This is a genomic window from Bradyrhizobium sp. 521_C7_N1_3 (assembly GCF_052075975.1).
GTDB classification, from domain to species: Bacteria; Pseudomonadota; Alphaproteobacteria; order Rhizobiales; family Xanthobacteraceae; genus Bradyrhizobium; species Bradyrhizobium japonicum.
Map to the genome: position 1 here is coordinate 4,633,732 of NZ_CP197232.1, position 16,572 is coordinate 4,650,303.

General features: G+C 60.9%; 17 protein-coding genes. 7 read left to right on the forward strand and 10 right to left on the reverse strand.

Features of this window, described 5'->3' with window-relative positions:
• The first annotated feature begins 152 nt into the window (after positions 1-152).
• Positions 153-305: a hypothetical protein gene (locus AB7008_RS21235; protein WP_212495918.1), complete on the forward strand. Its 153-nt coding sequence runs from the start codon at positions 153-155 to the stop codon at positions 303-305.
• Between the two features lie 306 nt (positions 306-611).
• Here the strand turns inward: AB7008_RS21235 and AB7008_RS21240 are convergent, their stop codons facing one another.
• The 10 genes from AB7008_RS21240 to AB7008_RS21285 form a co-directional block, all read right to left on the reverse strand.
• Positions 612-1,622, reverse strand: coding sequence for an NAD(P)H-quinone oxidoreductase (locus tag AB7008_RS21240; protein ID WP_441259462.1), 1,011 nt, complete (start codon positions 1,620-1,622; stop codon positions 612-614).
• Positions 1,623-1,704: 82 nt separating this feature from the next.
• The gene (locus tag AB7008_RS21245) at positions 1,705-2,565 is read right to left on the reverse strand and encodes a fumarylacetoacetate hydrolase family protein (RefSeq protein ID WP_212495916.1); all 861 of its coding nucleotides are present in this window, start codon (positions 2,563-2,565) and stop codon (positions 1,705-1,707) included.
• A 99-nt stretch (positions 2,566-2,664) separates the two neighbouring features.
• Positions 2,665-3,633, reverse strand: coding sequence for a VOC family protein (locus AB7008_RS21250; RefSeq protein ID WP_212495915.1), 969 nt, complete (start codon positions 3,631-3,633; stop codon positions 2,665-2,667).
• Positions 3,634-3,699: 66 nt separating this feature from the next.
• Positions 3,700-4,308 (reverse strand): glutathione S-transferase family protein, encoded by a 609-nt coding sequence (locus AB7008_RS21255; RefSeq protein ID WP_212495914.1) that lies wholly within the window; start codon positions 4,306-4,308, stop codon positions 3,700-3,702.
• A gap of 14 nt (positions 4,309-4,322) precedes the next feature.
• Positions 4,323-5,135: an ABC transporter permease gene (locus tag AB7008_RS21260; RefSeq protein WP_441259463.1), complete on the reverse strand. Its 813-nt coding sequence runs from the start codon at positions 5,133-5,135 to the stop codon at positions 4,323-4,325.
• Positions 5,135-5,935 carry an ABC transporter ATP-binding protein gene (locus tag AB7008_RS21265; protein WP_441259464.1) on the reverse strand — a complete coding sequence of 267 codons (801 nt, stop codon included), beginning with the start codon at positions 5,933-5,935 and terminating at the stop codon, positions 5,135-5,137. Before AB7008_RS21265 ends, AB7008_RS21260 begins: the two co-directional genes overlap by 1 nt.
• Positions 5,926-6,708 carry an ABC transporter permease gene (locus AB7008_RS21270; protein WP_441259465.1) on the reverse strand — a complete coding sequence of 261 codons (783 nt, stop codon included), beginning with the start codon at positions 6,706-6,708 and terminating at the stop codon, positions 5,926-5,928. Before AB7008_RS21270 ends, AB7008_RS21265 begins: the two co-directional genes overlap by 10 nt.
• Positions 6,709-6,727: 19 nt before the next feature.
• The gene (locus tag AB7008_RS21275) at positions 6,728-7,753 is read right to left on the reverse strand and encodes an ABC transporter substrate-binding protein (protein ID WP_253570470.1); all 1,026 of its coding nucleotides are present in this window, start codon (positions 7,751-7,753) and stop codon (positions 6,728-6,730) included.
• Between the two features lie 48 nt (positions 7,754-7,801).
• On the reverse strand, positions 7,802-9,520 hold the full coding sequence (locus tag AB7008_RS21280; protein ID WP_441259466.1) for an FAD-dependent monooxygenase: 1,719 nt from the start codon (positions 9,518-9,520) through the stop codon (positions 7,802-7,804).
• 127 nt (positions 9,521-9,647) lie between these two features.
• Positions 9,648-10,289: a TetR/AcrR family transcriptional regulator gene (locus AB7008_RS21285; RefSeq protein WP_441259467.1), complete on the reverse strand. Its 642-nt coding sequence runs from the start codon at positions 10,287-10,289 to the stop codon at positions 9,648-9,650.
• An 820-nt stretch (positions 10,290-11,109) separates the two neighbouring features.
• Here AB7008_RS21285 and AB7008_RS21290 point away from each other — a divergent pair.
• The 6 genes from AB7008_RS21290 to AB7008_RS21315 all read left to right on the forward strand — a co-directional run bounded on the left by AB7008_RS21290 (position 11,110) and on the right by AB7008_RS21315 (position 16,418).
• Positions 11,110-11,433: a DUF736 domain-containing protein gene (locus AB7008_RS21290; protein ID WP_212495907.1), complete on the forward strand. Its 324-nt coding sequence runs from the start codon at positions 11,110-11,112 to the stop codon at positions 11,431-11,433.
• Positions 11,434-11,534: 101 nt separating this feature from the next.
• Positions 11,535-12,350: a DUF2285 domain-containing protein gene (locus AB7008_RS21295; RefSeq protein WP_441259468.1), complete on the forward strand. Its 816-nt coding sequence runs from the start codon at positions 11,535-11,537 to the stop codon at positions 12,348-12,350.
• A 150-nt stretch (positions 12,351-12,500) separates the two neighbouring features.
• Complete coding sequence (locus tag AB7008_RS21300; RefSeq protein WP_441259469.1) at positions 12,501-12,722, forward strand: helix-turn-helix domain-containing protein; 222 nt, start codon at positions 12,501-12,503, stop codon at positions 12,720-12,722.
• The gene (locus AB7008_RS21305) at positions 12,712-13,251 is read left to right on the forward strand and encodes a S26 family signal peptidase (RefSeq protein ID WP_441259470.1); all 540 of its coding nucleotides are present in this window, start codon (positions 12,712-12,714) and stop codon (positions 13,249-13,251) included. The genes AB7008_RS21300 and AB7008_RS21305 overlap by 11 nt, the downstream gene beginning before the upstream one ends.
• 488 nt (positions 13,252-13,739) lie before the next feature.
• Complete coding sequence (locus AB7008_RS21310) at positions 13,740-14,687, forward strand: methyltransferase (RefSeq protein ID WP_441259471.1); 948 nt, start codon at positions 13,740-13,742, stop codon at positions 14,685-14,687.
• Between the two features lie 642 nt (positions 14,688-15,329).
• A complete protein-coding gene (locus tag AB7008_RS21315; protein ID WP_441259472.1) occupies positions 15,330-16,418 on the forward strand; it encodes an IS110 family transposase in 1,089 nt (362 codons plus the stop codon).
• Positions 16,419-16,572 lie beyond the last annotated feature (154 nt).

Sequence of the window (16,572 nt, forward strand, 5' to 3'; positions counted from 1 at the left end):
CGCGGACAGGCTTGCCGCGCCCGGATTTTGCCGCGTCCGAGTCGCATCGGAGTCAATCCGGCCAACTGCAAATTCCGGGAATCGAGAACGCGGCGACTCATCCTATAGCTCGGTCCGGTTGAGCTAAGTGCACTGCATTCATGGAGCCGACGATGGCGAACCCATACAAGCTGTTTCCTGAGCCGCAAACGGTGAGGCTTAGCCGCATCTGCCTCGCGCAAACGGTCGTTTGTCTCTCGGCGCTTGCCTCCAACGTCGCGCTGTTGTCGAAGGTCCTGTCGACCATGATCAGCGGGTTCAACTGACGGCGCGCCTTTGGCCGTGATCGCGCCCGACCGGCCAATGCCTGGCCCGGTCGGTCTTGCCCCCCGCCGGGAGGCCTGTATGCGGCATGAAGGCCAAAGCCCACCAGAGCAGGCCCTTAGAAATGAAGCCGGACCGTTCACGCATATCGCGCCTGGCAAACCCGCCTAGAAACCTTGGCAAACTCGCCATCGAGCAGTGCGTGTGTTGACCCTCGGCGACTTCGAAGTCGCCGGCGCACGGCCCCTCTTGCGTTGGTCGCGTTCTGTGCATGTCCATTGTACGCCGTGAGGCGTCATCGCCGTCAATCAAGAAGAGGAGACTTTGAGAACGATCTTCCCAATGTGACGGGACGTCTCCATATGAGCATGCGCCGCGGACGCCCTGTCCAAATCGTAGGTACTATCGATCACAGGGCGGATGTCACTACTAAGCCGTGGCCAGAGCTCTGCCCGCAGAGCACTGGCTAAGCGACGCTTGAGCTCCAGTGGGGTAGATCGAAGAAAGCCGCCCGTAATGGAGGCCCGCCGCAACATGAGTGCACGCAGCGGCAATGCCAAGCTCTTCCCGCCGCCGGCCGACAAGTGCGAAATTCGTCCTCCTGGTGCGAGAGCTTCGAGATCGTCGGCGAGGTGAGCGCCCGCCGAAGTGTCGAGCACAGTATCCACGCCGCGCCCGTCCGTTGCGGCCAATATCTGGGTGGACAGGTCAGGCGCTGCATAGTCGAATACGGCGCGACATCCCAATGAGCGTGCGACCTCTCGCTTTTCCGCCGTCCCGGCCGTCGCGAAGACGTCGTGGCCGAGTGCTCGCAGAACCTGAATAGCGAGGGTTCCGACGCCGCTGGCGCCACCATGGATGAGCGCGGTTTCACCGCGCTTGATCCGCATTAGCTCGAAAAAATTGAACCAGGTCGTGAATAGCGCCTCCGGCAAAGCGGCACCGGCGATATGGTCGTAACCGACCGGCAAAGGGAGCGCCAGGTCCTGATCGGTCGATACGAATTCGGCGTATGCCCCACCATCGGTGAGGGCCATGACGGATTCGCCGATGCGGTTCTGCGGAACGTTCTTGCCGCAGGCGACGATGCGGCCGGATGCCTCCAGACCGGGGACTGGATTTGGTTCGCGCGTCGGGCCCGCGGCCCGCTGATGGACATCATGCCGATTGATACCGGCCGCAACGACCTTGATCAGCACGTCGTCGGCGCCAAGCGTCGGAATTGGCCAACCCGGGACCAGATGCAATACGTCCGGCCCGCCGGCGGCTGTAATGACAACCGCTCTTTGATGTTTGGGGATAAAGCCTTCTTCAACCATGGATCAAGATTCACGTCAGCCTGGGTCGCAATGAAGTCTCGCACGGTTGCGATCGAGCGAAATGGGTCCCGTCTTCCAGCCTCTACGCTGCTTCGACGACTACCCCGTTTCTGAGCACGCCTATACCACTGACTTCCACCTCGACGACGTCGCCCGGCTTCATCCACAGCGGGGGTGTCCGCTTGGCGCCTACGCCCCCGGGGGTTCCAGTGACGATGACGTCTCCCGGCACCAGTGGCAAGATCGTCGAAATGTACTCGATCAAGCGTGGTATGCCCGTGATCATCAGATCGGTCGTCGTATGTTGCACCACCTGGCCGTTCAACCTCGTTTCGAGGGTAAGCCGCGAGGGATCGGGAATTTCATCAGTGGTTACCATCCACGGACCAAAGCTGCCGCTTTGGTCGAACGTCTTCCCCGCAAAGAACTGACTCGTGTGACGCTGCCAGTCGCGGATGCTGCCTTCGTTGTAGCAGGAGTATCCCGCGACATGCTCCAGCGCCCGCTGCGCGGTGATATGGCGTCCAGCCAAACCGATGATCACGGCGAGTTCACCTTCGAAATCGAACGAATTGCTGACCTTAGGCCTGACCAAGGGCTGAAGATGCCCCGTCTGGCTTGCCGGATATCGGGCGAACAGCACGGGGAATTCCGTCGCGGTTCGTCCGGTCTCCGCGACGTGATCGTGATAGTTCAACCCGACGCAGATGATCTTTTCCGGATCTGGGATGACCGGAGCGAACACGACGTCTTCGGCCTTCAGGTCGCTCCTGGTCTCCTCGGCAATCCTCCGCGCTGCATCGAGCATACCCCTTGCGAGCAGCGTCCGCAGCGTCGGCGCTCCCTGGGCGGCAAGTCGTCCGCCGAGATCCACCACGCCATCATGACGCATCACGCCGTAGCTGGCTCGACCATCACGAGTCGAGAAAGACATGAATTTCACGAGAATTCCTCTCTAGATCAGGTTTGCGGGATCGGGCCGGCGCGACGGTTCTACCTATGACCGTAGCGCTTCATTTGGTCGTAGGGCCCCTCTCGAGGCTTACTCTTGGCCCACTACGGAGGCGAGCCAGGCGCAGTTCGGATCCGGGACCCGCACGCCTCGGGCTGCAGCATCTAGTCGCATGTTGCGCATGCGAACCCGCTGCTCCTCCGGAAGGTGCAGTCGCTCATGCCCCCATAGACTCGGCCCGTCAAAGGTCTCGAAAGGCTGCCATGTCCCGGGGTCGATCACTTGCGCGCCCCAACCGTACTCCACGAAGAAGTCAGACGGCGAGTGGGCATAGAATGATGTCATGTGATCGTTCGTGTGCCGCCCGAGCGTATAGGCTATCCGCCCCTCTTCGAGCTGGGCGAGATCATAGCCTTGCCCCACATCGTCGAAGCTCTGCATCTCGACCATGAAGTGGTGGAAACTGCGTTTGCCGGAGCCGACCATAGCAAAGCTATGGTGACGGCCGTTGATATGCAGGAAGTAGAGCGGGTATGGCGACAGACCATAGTCCGTAATGCGGAACCCCAATAAATCGCGGTAGAACGGCAACAGATCGTCCACCGTGGCGACGTTCATCACGACGTGCCCCATTCCGAGAGGGCCGGTCTTAAAGCCCGAGATTGGCCGGCCTGGCTTGAACGGGTCGGGCGAAATCTCCTGCCCATGAAACACTTCCACCCGGTGGCCGCCCGGATCGCGAAATGCGATGAGGTCCGCGACCCGGCGCTCGTCCGCAAGAGCGCGCGTCCCCTTGGAAACAGCCACGCCGGCGTTATCCAGGCGAGCTGCCAACTCCTCGAGATCAGCCTTGCTTTCGGCCTCCCAGCCGAGGAAGCCGAGACCATCATTCTCAGCGCCGGTCACGACAAGCCTCTGCTGTCGATCGTCCATGCGAAACGCCCGAACCTTGGCGGCTGCGTCGACCTTCTGCATCCCGAGCAGCCGCGTCGCGAAGCCCTCCCAGTCCTCAAGCTTGGACGATTCGACGCCCACGTAGCCCAATGATTTGATTGCCATGACCGTTTCCTCCGCCGTTTTCCAGATCGATGCGTCGCCTTGCTTGTCCGCGCCAGCGTCGCTGGCCTAAAAGTCTATGCCTTCCGCTGCGAACACACGTCGCGCGGAAGGGCGAGATTTGAATTCGCTCCACCGAGCGGCGCACGCCGGCGGGACGTCGAGCTTGAGACGCTCGCAAGCCCAGAAAAGAGTGTAGAAGAGCGCGCCATCGGCGAATGATGGCCCCGTGTTCTGTCGCAGGTGACGATCGACGACGAGAAATCCTTCCTGGATGATCGCCCGGCCACGCGCCTGGGTCGCCTCATGATCCGCCTCGGCCATCGCAAATTTGCCCGGACGAAACGCGCGCGAGAAGCCCTGCATGTGGATGGTCGAAACGATGAACTCGGTCAGCTCACTTGCGCTCAGGAGCGTCTCCGGGCCAGCCGGCATCAGGCCTGCCGATGGCGTCTGTTCGGCGAGATATCGCGCGATCACGGGGAATTCGGTGAGCACCGACCCGTCTGCACGTTCGAGCGCGGGCACTTTGCGTTTCGGATTGACCGCTGTGTACCAGGCCTGAAAATTCTCTCCGTTGCGAATATCGACCTTCCGCAATTCGAAACGGCACCCAATTTCTTGCAGCAGATAGTGAATGCCGATCGAGCAGGCGCCGGGCGCAAAGTAGAGCTTCATCATTCGTCTCCCGATTAATGCAAAACAACATCCCGATCGACCGGACGCCACGCAAGACAACGCCGCTGCAAGGCCATAAGCACTGCGTCGGACGCGAAGACGATGAGCACGATCAAGGTTATGCCGGCATAGACGCCCGCAATGTCCACGGAGTTGTAGGATTGCTCGATGTAATGACCTACGCCGTTCTCGGCCGCGAGAAACTCGCCAACAAGCGCGGCATTGATGGCCCATGGAAGCGCGGCCCGCAGCGCCGTCCACACGAACGGCTGGACGCTATTCCAGATCACCTCGCGCGCCACTTCGAGCTTGCTTGCACCGAAGATCGATACTGTCTGGACGAGGTTCGGGCCGATGGATCGTATTCCGGCTGATGTCGCGACGAAGACCAGGAAGAAGGTCATCAAAGCAACAAGCACAATCTTCGATCCAAGGCCGATACCGAACCAGAGTATTAGAATGGGACTCAGCGCCAGCTTAGGAATTCCGACGGCGGCTCGGGCGAACGGCTCGATGACCGCCTGAAGCCGCGCCGACAGTTGGACGAGAAACGGCAGCAGAACACCGAGACCCGCACCCAATAGGAGCCCTATGCCAGCCTCTCCTGCAGTTGTCGCCATCATCGGGAAGAGATCCCGGTTCGATATTAGCTCCATGACCCTTTGCAGCGTGGCTTGCGGCGTCGCGACAAGCGTCGGATATGCCCGCGCGGCCGCCAGCCACATGCCAACCAGCACGACGGCGACTGCTGTTCGCACAATGAATAGCGGCGACGGAACGATCGCCGGCTGTGGCTTTCCCGCCGAGATGATTGACGAATTCGGCATCAAACTTGCGCCCTGATCCGGCTAAACAGGCCCGGGAATTGCGGCGCGGTCACGATGCTATCAAGGGCTCTGGGCCGTGGGATATCGATGACGTGTTCGCCTCTGACGCAAGCGGGCGACTTCGTCAACGTTATCGTCCGGTCTCCAAGGGCGATCGCCTCATTGATGTCGTGGGTGACGAACAGGATCGTCTTCTCTCCTCGTTGCCACAATTTGACGAGATCCGACTGAATATGAAGCCGAGATTCGGCGTCGAGCGCCCCGAATGGCTCGTCCATCAGGATGACCGGCGGATCGTAGGCCAGGGTCCTTATGATGGACGCGCGCTTGCGCATGCCGCCTGAAAGTTGGTGAGGGTAGTAGCCTTCGAAGCCACCGAGCCCCACCGTCTCGATCAATTCGTCTACGCGCGTCCTGGTCTCGCTGTTGAGTCGACCCTGGACGACGAGCGGATACTCGACATTCTCCCGCAAAGTCCGCCAGGGCAAAAGATTATCGTCCTGCATCACATATCCGATGCGACCGCCGCATCCCGGAGACGGCTTGCTGCGGCTTGAGTCATTGATGACCTCGCCGCGAAACCTTATCTCCCCTTTCGAAGGAATATCGATCTGCGCGATCATATTGAGCAAAGTTGACTTGCCGGAGCCTGATGGTCCGATCAGCGTGACGAATTCACCTTCGTAGAGCGCAAACGACATGCCCTCTACGACCCAGCGGTTGCCGTCTTTGCTCTGCCCTTGGAAGCGTTTGCCTAGACCGCAAACATCCAGGAGCGGCTTACTACTGTTCATTCGCATGTGAGGCTTCCCGCACTAGTATCTTTGGAATAAGGACGCTTCCAAGCCAACAGGCGGTCGTGCAAGCGATCGATGCCGACGTTGGTCACGGCCACGACCAGCGCGAGAGCTGTTACCGCGGCGAGTGCGCCCGTCACCGCGAAATTCCCCGCGGAAAACTGGACCAGATAACCCAATCCTCGGTTCGAGGAGATCAGTTCGGCAATCGCCGCTCCGCCAATTGAAAGAGGCAACGTTACCTGCACCGCCTGGAAAATGAAGGGCAAGGCAGAAGGCCAGACGATGGTGCGCAACAGCTGCGCTTCACTCGCGCCCGCAACCTTTGCCATTCGGAGCAGGCGAGGATCGACCCCCCGAACGCCCTCCATGGTGCTGAAGAACACGAGGAAGAAGCTGACGCTCGCGACGAGCGCAACCTTACTCCAGATGCCGATTCCAAACCAAATAATGAAGAGGGGGATGAATGCGACCTTCGGCAGCCCGTATCCGATCAAAATGAATGGATCGAGCACCGCCGTCACGAACGGCCGTTTCCGCAGCACGAACGGAAGTGCCAACCCTGGTAATCCGCCGATGACAAACCCCAGGACGGCAGCCAGCAGCGTATAGCCGGCATTCGAACCCAAGACGCCGTTGAGCGACCAGCGATACAGCTGCTGCGCAACCAGAAGCGGCGAACTTATCAACTCGGGCCCAGTCCAGACGCTTGCTGCTTGCCAAACAAGTAGCAGCATGGCTCCGAATGCGATTCTGTCGAAGGTTGCTCTACTCATGGTTCTATTCCGCCGCCCTCTACGGGGTGAACGCCGTTAGATAAAGTTCTGCCTCGAGGGGCAGTTTGGCGTCCGGAGGAATGATTCCGCTGACCCGATCGAAGGCGATGACGTTGTCCAGCATCGCGCTCGTCAGCTTCATGTCCGGCTGAGCGAACGGGGCAAACACTTCGTAGGATGCCTTCAGGATGTCGGGCTCCATCTTGTCGAACGATTTGCCGAGCGCCTCCAGACTCGCGGAGCGGTCCGTCTTCATCAACGCGATTGCATCCTTCAGAGCCGCCACGAAGCCCTGACAGCGCACCGTTTCGGCATCGCAGTAGCCCGGCCGAACCAAAACGACGTTGTATGGAAAAGGCTTCAACTCGGGGAGAGATACCTCGGGCCCCGACAGCCATCGAACACCACCTTCTTTGACGGCCAGAAGAGAGAACGGCGGCGAGAAAACCATAGCGTCGATCGTACCTGCCTTGAGCGCCGCGACCATCGCGGGCGGCTGTAGCGCGGTGATCGTGAAATCGGTCTCCGGGTTCATGCCCGCCTTGATCGCGACGAACCGCAGGAAACTGTGGGGAAGACCGTTGATTGCGTCGACCCCGATGGTGAGCCCTTTCAAGGCGCGGATTTTTGCCATCGCGTCGGCGTTGGGCGCCATTTCCAGCTTTTTGGCTACAGCGTCGCGGATCACGATATCCGTCGTGAAGCGATCCTGTGTATTGGCTATCGCGACTAGCTTCTGATTTCGGGCCGCGGCCGCAATTTGGATGCCTCCCGAGATCAACGAGAAGTCTGCGCTCTTGCCGAGCATCGCGTTGATGACGCCGGGACCGGCGACATAGATGACCTTCGGCTCGATCCCATGCTTGCGAAAGAAACCACGCTCCTGCGCGATGTAGAGCGGCGCGAACAGGAGGGACTGAGCCGGCAAGGCTATCGTCGTCGGGACCGGCGATTGTGCGAGCGCTCGCGAAGAGCCGTGCAGGACGCCCAAAGCGATCATCGCAAGACTCAATGCTCGCCCTGCGTATTGCATTCCTTTGTTCATAGAGTCCCTCCCTGGCAATTTTGTTTTGTTCGTAAGTTCGCGTTGCTCTCAAGCGGCGGACGGCTCCTCGTTGTTTCTGAGGTCCGGTCCCGCCAATGCAGTTCTGAGAGCGCGTTCGAAGAATTTTCCTGGATCGGGCGCGGCGTGAAAGCTGCGCGCGGCTACGTAGCCGTCGGGTCTGATCAGGACCATCCCGCGCGGACCGATGCCGTATGATTGAACGAATGATCCGTCCTGATCGATGTAGTCGCCGCCCGTGCCAATGCTGCAGGAGCGCCCTGGAACATGTAGCTCTGCGGAAACCTTGGCAAAGGCACGTCGCCAATCGGCTCCATCCGGGGGCGTCAGCATCAGGAAGGACCCGGCACCGGCAAGATCGATGGTCGACAATTTGCCGTTTGGCCCTTGCAGCCAGAGATGGGGTGCTCGGTGCCCAGGACAGGCAACCGGTTCGTACTGCTCAATGCGGAACGGCGGAGCCGACGTCCCGTCAGGCGATATCCATCGGGAGAAATAGGCATGACCGAATGTCTGGCCTATGTAGTCAAAGTGCTCGCGAAGACTCGGGATCACTTCCCGGATGTGACGCTCCGCTGCCGCGGAATCCGGGCCCTCGAGCATCTTGGCGATCGGACTGTCGTGCGTTGCCATCCCGGAAAGACCACTCTCCGCCATCTTCATTGCGTTGTGAACGCTCTGCTCGATATTGGTCTGAGCGACAGGACGCCGCTCCTCGTTGTAGCTTTCGAGAAGCGAGGCCGGAGCGTTGCCGCGCAGCACGAAGGCCAATTTCCACGCCAGATTGTGCACGTCACCAATGCCGGTGTTCATCCCTTGCCCGCCCGTTGGCGGCAGCGGATGGGCGGCGTCCCCCGCGATGAATACCCGACCTTTGCTGAACTGGTCCGCAAGGCGGGCCTGCATTCTCCACGGCAGGATGCTATGGATCTCGAGCGGAACCTCGTCCGAGCCGATGGCTGCCCGCACGATCGCTTCGCAGCGCTCGGTCGTGAACGACTCGACGCTTTCCTGGTCCGGATCGAAGGCGAAATTGTACGTCCAACGTCGCCGGCCATCGAGAGCAATGAGCACTCCGCATGTCGTGGCGTTGTAGATCCACCACAGCAGATAAGGCCGCTTTTCGACGAACGCCCATAAGTCGGCCTCGAAGTAGATGCCGATCTGTCGGCCGATGCGTCCTCGTCCCGTCATCCCGATGCCGAGGCGCTCCCTCACGAAGCTGCGCGCACCGTCCGCAGCAATCACGTAGCGCGCTTCGATTGCAAGGTCGCCGGCCCCCTGCTGACATTCGAGCCGCACACCATCAGGTCGGGACACGAGTTCTTTGAGCTCGGTCGAGAACAGCACTTTGACGGGAGCAAAGCTTCCCGCAACATCAGCCAAGATCGGCTCAAGCACGTCCTGAGGGCATGACGTCTTGCGGCTCGGACTGGCGGCTTGATGTGCCCGGTCACGGTCGGGAATGCCCCGTGTCGCCAATACCGCGATATCCGGCCCTGTTAGCCGGGACAGGAAAGAGACTCCAGCGTTGCGCTCTGGAGGCAATCCGGCTTTTGCTACTCGCTCTTCGCAACCAATCGATCGGAATATTTCCATCGTGCGCGCGTTGACCACATGCCCTCGCGGGTGAACGGATGTTGACGCATTCCGCTCGACGAGGATCGTGTTCACCCCCAACGAGCCGAGCAAGGCGGCAGCCGTCAGACCCACCGGGCCGCCGCCGATAATTGCCACCTCGGTCTCCATGAGACCCCTCCCGATCGCCAGTGAATTATTTTTCGCGATTGAGAACCAACCGCAAGTTTGACTGACAGTCAATAAGATTTTGACTGACAGTCAATGACGTTGCGCGGAACGCGCCATCAACCCTCTGTCAGATCGAGGGAATATTCTTTTCGCCAAGCAACTCAGCGTTGGACATCGCAGGTGGGAAAAGCCGGAAAGCCATCTCTACGATAGCGGCCTTGTTCTTTATCTTTCCCTGCACCCAGGCCAGAACCAGCTCATCGAAATAGCCAAGCCAGGCCCGCGTCGCGACAGCAAGTTCAAGCGAGGGCGCAGTCACGCCATAAAAGCCCAGGACCAGCCGAATGCCGTGGCTACGCGAACGTTCCCAAATGTCTTGGATTGCCGCAGTCCCACCGCCGCGCGAATGGAAAACGTAATCGACGCGGCGTCGATAGACCTCCTCCATATGCGCGACCAAGAAGCTGCGGAGCTTTTCGGGAGCCGACCCCGCGAGTGTCGCCTGCAGATGGATCCGATCCAGGCGGTCGGCCGCAGCTTGCGAAATTTCCTCGTAGAGTTTGGCCTTCGAGCCGAAATAGTGGAACGTCAGTCCATGGGCCACGCCCGCTTCGCGGGCAATATCTTCCGCTGAGATCTCGTCGAACGGGCGTTGGGTAAACAGTCTGGTTGCGACTTCAAGGATTCGGTCGCGAGCCGGAGTATCGGCGCGTTTTTTCTTTCGTGCAGTGACCACCGGTTCGACTCTGCCATTGAACTGTGACGGCATGACCTAACCATTCAGATTGACGGCGAGTCAACCGATACGCGTCGAGGCGCGCCGGCGGGCGGGGAGCGCAAGGGCAGCCGCGCGGGGCCACGGAGCCGCAGCAGATGGCTACCGCTAGCCCGAAGGCTCGAATGTGACAGGGCAGCCAGCGGCTCAATGAGTAAACGTCCTAGACCGCAGCAATAAACGCACGGCGGTCGCGAGCAGCTCTGGTACGTCGATGCGCGTTAGAAAGATCAGCGCAACCACGCCGTCCTTGCCCTGGCCTGATGCACTGACGCACCGCCAAGGCTGGAAGAGAGCCTGCTTAGCGCCAACTAAGCCCCCGCCAGCGACGGACCCACATGGTCTTTGTCGCCGTTCTCTCTGGGGCAGATCGCGCCCGCCTGATGTCGGTGTCCAGCGGGAATGATCAGGAAGTCGGAATGGGTCTCGGCGGTCTTGCCGCAAGCCGGATGGTGCAGATGCGGCTAGTAGCAACACCTGTCCGGCCTTCACATTGCAACTGCGAGATCGTCTTGTCCCGCCCGTCCGGGGTGGCTTGTCCTCTGCTGTTGTCAGCGGGTCCAACCCCTCATGCGTGGCGAAGAGACCTATGGGAAGCGCTCCGCCTGCCAAAACCCTCGCCGCCAGCTTTTTTCCCCGCCGGACGAAAGAGTCCGGCTCCTCGCGGCCGCTGCGCTCCAAAAAAGCTGTCGGCTCAGGTGCTCCGCATGCGCTTCGCCCCGAAGACGGGTTCGAAGGCGCTTCGCTTCCCATCACGGTCTCGCCATCGCGAGGGGATCGGCTCCTCGCGCGAACAACAGAAGAGGACAAGACCATGACCGCGATCGGATACGTCACCAAGAACGACAATGGCAGCTACAGGGGCCAGCTCAAGACCGTCTCCATCCGGGCCGACATCGATATCATCCCGAACCGCGACAAGAGCGCCGAAACCCATCCCGACTTCCGCGTCTTCACCCAAGGCGTCGAGATCGGAGCAGGCTGGATCCGTCGCGGAGAGAACAGCCGCAAGGACTATGTGAGCCTGTCGCTGGCAGCGCCCGAGTTCGGCCCGCGCAAGCTCTACGCCAATCTCGGCCGCGCCGCCGGCCAGGACGACGACAGCGTGTTCGCGCTGATCTGGAATCCGGCCGACTAACCCCCCACGGCCCCCGCGAGAGCTGCTCGCGGGGGCCGTGCTCTTGCCCTATTTGGACGGAACTATTCAAAGTTGTAAGAGTGCTTCTGGAGGGGCGCTTATTGAACCGTTCGGTGGATTCCAAGCAAGGCGAAGACAAAGATCACGCGGCTTCCTGCTTGCGCACGTCCTATGATGGCGGCGACTGGGCGTGGGAGTTCTTGCGGCGGAACGTCGACTATGTCGCCGACTGGCGCAGCAGCGTACCTCAGCATTTGCCGTGCATCACGCTGAACGATGGCACGAAGCTGTTGCGGCTCAGGCGGCGGTTTCCGGAAGCAGAGAAATGGGGGCTTTATGCCTTCGCCGACCCAAGACTCTGCGCTCACAAGGCAACTGCATTCTGGCATTCCAATGCTTTGAAACGGGTGGTGCGCCTCAATGCGAGGAAGCCGAACGAGGGCGAAGCAAACGTCCGGCGGCTGGCTGATTTCAACGCTGAGCGGCATGCGGTGATCGGCTTGGACGGGGTCCCGCTGGTCGTCATCAAGCGCAATGGCGTCCGTGTTCCCCTCGAAATCCACGGCCTTTCGGTACTGACAGCGGCGTTCACGCCCGTCTACGAGCTGCACGATCTGGACGAACTCACAGCCCAGGCCGAGCTTTTAAGGCGCCTGCAGCGCTTCACCGACGCGGACTTTAGAGCGGTTCAAAAACCGCCCTTTGCTGCCGACGAGCGCCTGCACCAGGCTCTGATCGCGCTCGACGAGAGCCTGAAAGGCAAGACCTACCGACAGATCGCAATTGCGATCTTCGGAGAGAAGAAAGTCACTGAGGAATGGCACAGTCATAGTCAATTTTTGCGCGATCGCACGCGACGGCTCGTGGCCAAGGGCATCGAATTGATGAAGGGCGGTTACCGGGGCCTTTTGAGCTGATCTGATTTTATCGCTCTCTTTTGACGAAGTTTGCTCGCGCGGGATGGCGAAAGCTCGCCCGCCATTTTCGCCACTCCACAAAGTGCCCCTGATCGGACGACGCTTCTTCTTGCACCTCTCGGTTGTACGGGGTGTGGGAAGGAAAGCTGGATGACGACGAAAGCTCACGACAAGGAGCCGGACAAGCCGTTCCTCAACACCGTGGAGGCGGCCGCCTGGCTCAGGCTCACCAAGAACACCCTGGAAAAGATGCGGGTCCAGGGCAGGGGACCGGCCTACCGCAAGCACGGACGCTATGTCCGCTATCACATCGAAGACCTCGTCGAATGGTCGCATGCGAACAAGAGGAGGTCGACCTCCGATGCCGATTGATCGCACGAAATTTTGGCGCCAGGCCTCCACGCTCTCGGCCATGTGCGCCGGCATCATCACGCTTCTGATGTCGTCCGCCCCCGCGGTGCCGGTGCTGATCTACAACGCTACCGGCAGCGCGCCGCTCGGCTTCTACTATGTGGAGCCGCGGCTGCCGGCGCGCGGCGAGCTCGCCGTCTTCAAGCCACCTCCCGGGATCGAGATCCTGATCATCGCGCACGAGATCCTGCCCATGCCCGTGCCGCTCCTGAAGCGGGTCGAGGCGACAGGCGGAGACGAAATCTGCCGTGCCAAGGATCCGGTCGGTACGATCTCCATCAACGGACAAGTCGTTGCCGAGGTGCTCAAAAAAGACCGACAGGGGCGACCTCTGCCGGTTTGGGAGGGCTGCATGCGGCTCGTGGAGGGGGAATTTTTCCTGCTGCAGCCCCATCCGAATTCCTTTGACTCGCGGTACTTCGGGCCAGTGCTCCGCTGCGATCTCCTGGGCGTCGCACGTCCGCTCTGGACATGGAATCCGGATATGTGAGCGGTTGGTTTTACGGGCGCGCGTCTGAAACAATGGCGCGCGCCATTTCTTGCTCGGCTCGAGCCCATTCGGCAGCACCCGCGTCGGGCCTGTTGGGTAAGGTCTCCCAGCACAGGGCCTATCAAACCTCCACGACGAGCGACCGGATCGAGACGCTGATAGTCACGTCCTCGATTTCGCTAGCTCGCGCGCGGGTTGGCACGCGTAAGCCGCTTTTCTCTTGAATGGGGGACTTGAGGGGCGCTGCCCCGTCACCCCCGCAAGACCTTCTTTCGTCCTCCGGTGCAGCAAGTCGGTCGCACGTCGCAGCTCACGCTGCTCGGTGCAACCGCGTTGCGCACCATCGGATGCGCGCCGGCAAAGCCGGCGCCGAAACAAGCTCTTGCCCCCCGAAACCCCGGTCTCGCCGACGGGCAGGCGGCATGGCGAAGGCCATGCGCGCCGCGCCGATCAAACGCCCAGCAAGGGCCGACAAGCGAGACATCACGATGGCAAAATTGACGAAGGCGGAGGCCAAGGCACATGCCGAGGCCGTCGAACTGCTCAAGAAGGACGTCCTGACTTACGACGAGCGTGTGTTTGTGCTCGACAATTGGCACGAGGGCGCAAGCCACATCAACGGATCGGCGGGGGCATTCTTTACCCCTAGCGGCCTTGCCGGAGACTTCGCGATCGATGCTTACGGCGGCCGAACCGTCGACCTTTGCGCCGGAATTGGCGCACTCGCATTCCACGTCTATTGGAGGGCCCACTACGCGCGGGGCCACGACGAGCCACAGAAAGAGATCGTCTGTATCGAGCGTAATCCTGCCTATGTCGAGGTTGGGCGCAAGGTGCTGCCGGAAGCCAAATGGATTTGCGCCGACGTGTTCGATCTGGACTTGTCAAGCCTCGGTCATTTCGGCTGCGCGATCGCAAATCCTCCGTTCGGAGCCACTCCCAGGATCGGAAGCGGACCGCGCTACACGGGGCGGTCTTTCGAGTTTCACGTGATCGACATCGCTTCCGATATTGCGGACTATGGAGCGTTCATCATCCCGCAGGCGTCTGCGCCGTTCCAATATAGCGGCGTGCAGTGCTACCGAGAACGCAAGAGCGCGGATTATCTCAAGTTCACTGAACAGACCGGAATTCATCTTGAAGCGGGCTGCGGCGTAGACTGTTCGTACTATCGTGACGGGTGGAAAGGCATCGCGCCCAATGTCGAAATCGTCTGCGCCAACTTCGAGGAAATCCCTCGCAACAAGGTTCGATCTTCAGCCGAGCCTGAGGCCGAGCTGCGCGCTCTCTGGAGCAAGAACGGCGTTCCAGTCGAGCGGCAGGACGCGATAATTCGCGAGGTCGAGGCCAAAGCCAGTGGCGGAATTCGGTTTGACGAACGCCGCCTCCAGGCGGACTTGTTCAACGATCTTGGACCCTACGCGCCCAAGCGCTGACGGTCTTTGCGGCGAATTTCGTCTCGCAAATTGCCTGAGCGAGCCAGGCTGCAAGCCTGGTTCGCTCGGTCGGCCTCCGAGCGGCTGATGAAGTTCAGCGCTCGTCGGTACAGCCCAAAGGCCCGTTGTCGAGCGCCATTTTCGTTTAGACGCGGACCACCTTTCGCCTTTAAGCGTCCGGCGGCTGCACATCGGGTAGCTCGTGATATCAGCCTTCAGTTTCCAGGTTCGCTGGCACCCCGTGATGGACATTCGGTGTGCATTCGAAACGCTGCAACCCGATCACGACGCTGAGACTTTCGAGTTTGCTACTAACGGAATTTTGCTCACGCGGGCAAGAATTCGCGGTGCTGATGGCAATACGGGCGATGCCTTCGGCCCGCGCTCTACTCGTCGCTTCGCTCCTCACCGAGCCACCCTACGGGTGTCTCGGCCCTTCGGGTAACGATCGCTATCGCGAGCGCGCGCAAACAGTGGGGCTTCGCAAGTCAACTGCCAGGTCGCGGCGGCTCTTTCGCGAGGAAAGCAAAAAGTGGGAGTGCCGCCCGTAATCGGTCTGCGCCGGGAATTGCCGCTGCTCACGTGGCTCAGCGGCCGAATAAGCCGCACACTGCGCCGCCTCAGCAACGCGGGAGGCGTGCGATGGAATGGTTCTGTGGACTGGATGTCGGCATGGACGAGAGCGCGATTTGCGTGGTCGACGACAAGGGGGAGGTGGCCCTGCAAACCACGGTCTTGACCGATCCGGAGGCGATCAAGGCGGCGCTCAAACCGTATCTCGCCCGGCTGCGGCGGCTCGGTCATGAGGCCGGGGCGCTGTCGCCCTGGCTGCATCCGGAGCTATTAAAACTGGGCTTGCCGGCGGTGTGTCTGGAGACCCTGCACGTCCGCGCGGCGCTCAACGCGCAGCGCAACAAGACCGACAAGACGGACGCGCTCGGCATCGCCCACATCATGCGGACCGGCTGGTTCCGCAAGGCGCATATCAAGAGCGAAGCGTGCTACCGGCTACGGCTGTTGCTGACCCATCGGCGCAATCTGAAGCGCAAGTTTTTGGACCTCGAGAACGCGGTCCGGCACTCGCTGAAGGCGTTTGGCATCCGCCTGAACCGGGTCGGGCGGGGCGGTTTTGCGCAAGCGGTGCGCGAGGCGGTAGCACAGGATGCGCTGGTCAGCGAGCTGATCGACGCCATGCTGAACGCGCGCGCGGCGCTCTGGAAAGAGTACTGCCGGCTGCACAATCTGGTGGTGAAGCTGGTCGCCGGCCACGCGCTGTGTCGGCGGTTCATGCAGATTCCGGGTGTCGGCCCGATCGCGGCGTTGAGCTTCATGACCGCGATTGACGACCCTTCCCGGTTTAGGCGATCGCGCGACGTCGCCGCCTATTTTGGCCTGACCTCGCGGCGCTGGCAGTCCGGCTCCTCGATCGACATCCAGGGCCGGATCAGCAAGGCCGGTGACGGCGATGTGCGCCGCGCACTCTACGAGGCTGCGAGTGCGCTTTTGACCCGCTACAAGAAGAAAGACAAGGTCAAAAGCTGGGGTCTGGCGCTCGCCAAACGCAGCTCGCACCGCAAGGCAACCGTCGCGGTGGCACGCAAACTCGCCGTGATCATGCACGCGATGTGGGTCGATGGCACGTTCTACTGTGGTGATCCGGACGCCGCCAGGGCGGACGTCAGCGCACGCGCCGCCGTCAAGGAACGCAGGCTGCTCGCGCCCCTCGCGTGAGGTCGCAGGGCCCGATTTGGGAGATCGTTGAGCTGATGAACGCGACGTTTTGAACACGGAGATCCGCCGCTGGCGGATGAGACCTGGTGCAGATCCACGACGACGGAACGCACGTTATCTTGCGTGTGGCCACGCTCCGGAAGGAGCGACTGGA

Bases quoted from the DNA above. Each gene is read 5' to 3' on its own strand.
- AB7008_RS21285 (WP_441259467.1), bottom strand. From the start codon at position 10,289: ATGCCGTCACAGTTCAATGGCAGAGTCGAACCGGTGGTCACTGCACGA.
- AB7008_RS21290 (WP_212495907.1), top strand. From the start codon at position 11,110: ATGACCGCGATCGGATACGTCACCAAGAACGACAATGGCAGCTACAGG.
- AB7008_RS21260 (WP_441259463.1), bottom strand. From the start codon at position 5,135: ATGCCGAATTCGTCAATCATCTCGGCGGGAAAGCCACAGCCGGCGATC.
- AB7008_RS21280 (WP_441259466.1), bottom strand. From the start codon at position 9,520: ATGGAGACCGAGGTGGCAATTATCGGCGGCGGCCCGGTGGGTCTGACG.
- AB7008_RS21315 (WP_441259472.1), top strand. From the start codon at position 15,330: ATGGAATGGTTCTGTGGACTGGATGTCGGCATGGACGAGAGCGCGATT.
- AB7008_RS21250 (WP_212495915.1), bottom strand. From the start codon at position 3,633: ATGGCAATCAAATCATTGGGCTACGTGGGCGTCGAATCGTCCAAGCTT.
- AB7008_RS21300 (WP_441259469.1), top strand. From the start codon at position 12,501: ATGACGACGAAAGCTCACGACAAGGAGCCGGACAAGCCGTTCCTCAAC.
- AB7008_RS21305 (WP_441259470.1), top strand. From the start codon at position 12,712: ATGCCGATTGATCGCACGAAATTTTGGCGCCAGGCCTCCACGCTCTCG.
- AB7008_RS21275 (WP_253570470.1), bottom strand. From the start codon at position 7,753: ATGAACAAAGGAATGCAATACGCAGGGCGAGCATTGAGTCTTGCGATG.
- AB7008_RS21270 (WP_441259465.1), bottom strand. From the start codon at position 6,708: ATGAGTAGAGCAACCTTCGACAGAATCGCATTCGGAGCCATGCTGCTA.
- AB7008_RS21265 (WP_441259464.1), bottom strand. From the start codon at position 5,935: ATGCGAATGAACAGTAGTAAGCCGCTCCTGGATGTTTGCGGTCTAGGC.
- AB7008_RS21255 (WP_212495914.1), bottom strand. From the start codon at position 4,308: ATGAAGCTCTACTTTGCGCCCGGCGCCTGCTCGATCGGCATTCACTAT.
- AB7008_RS21310 (WP_441259471.1), top strand. From the start codon at position 13,740: ATGGCAAAATTGACGAAGGCGGAGGCCAAGGCACATGCCGAGGCCGTC.
- AB7008_RS21240 (WP_441259462.1), bottom strand. From the start codon at position 1,622: ATGGTTGAAGAAGGCTTTATCCCCAAACATCAAAGAGCGGTTGTCATT.
- AB7008_RS21235 (WP_212495918.1), top strand. From the start codon at position 153: ATGGCGAACCCATACAAGCTGTTTCCTGAGCCGCAAACGGTGAGGCTT.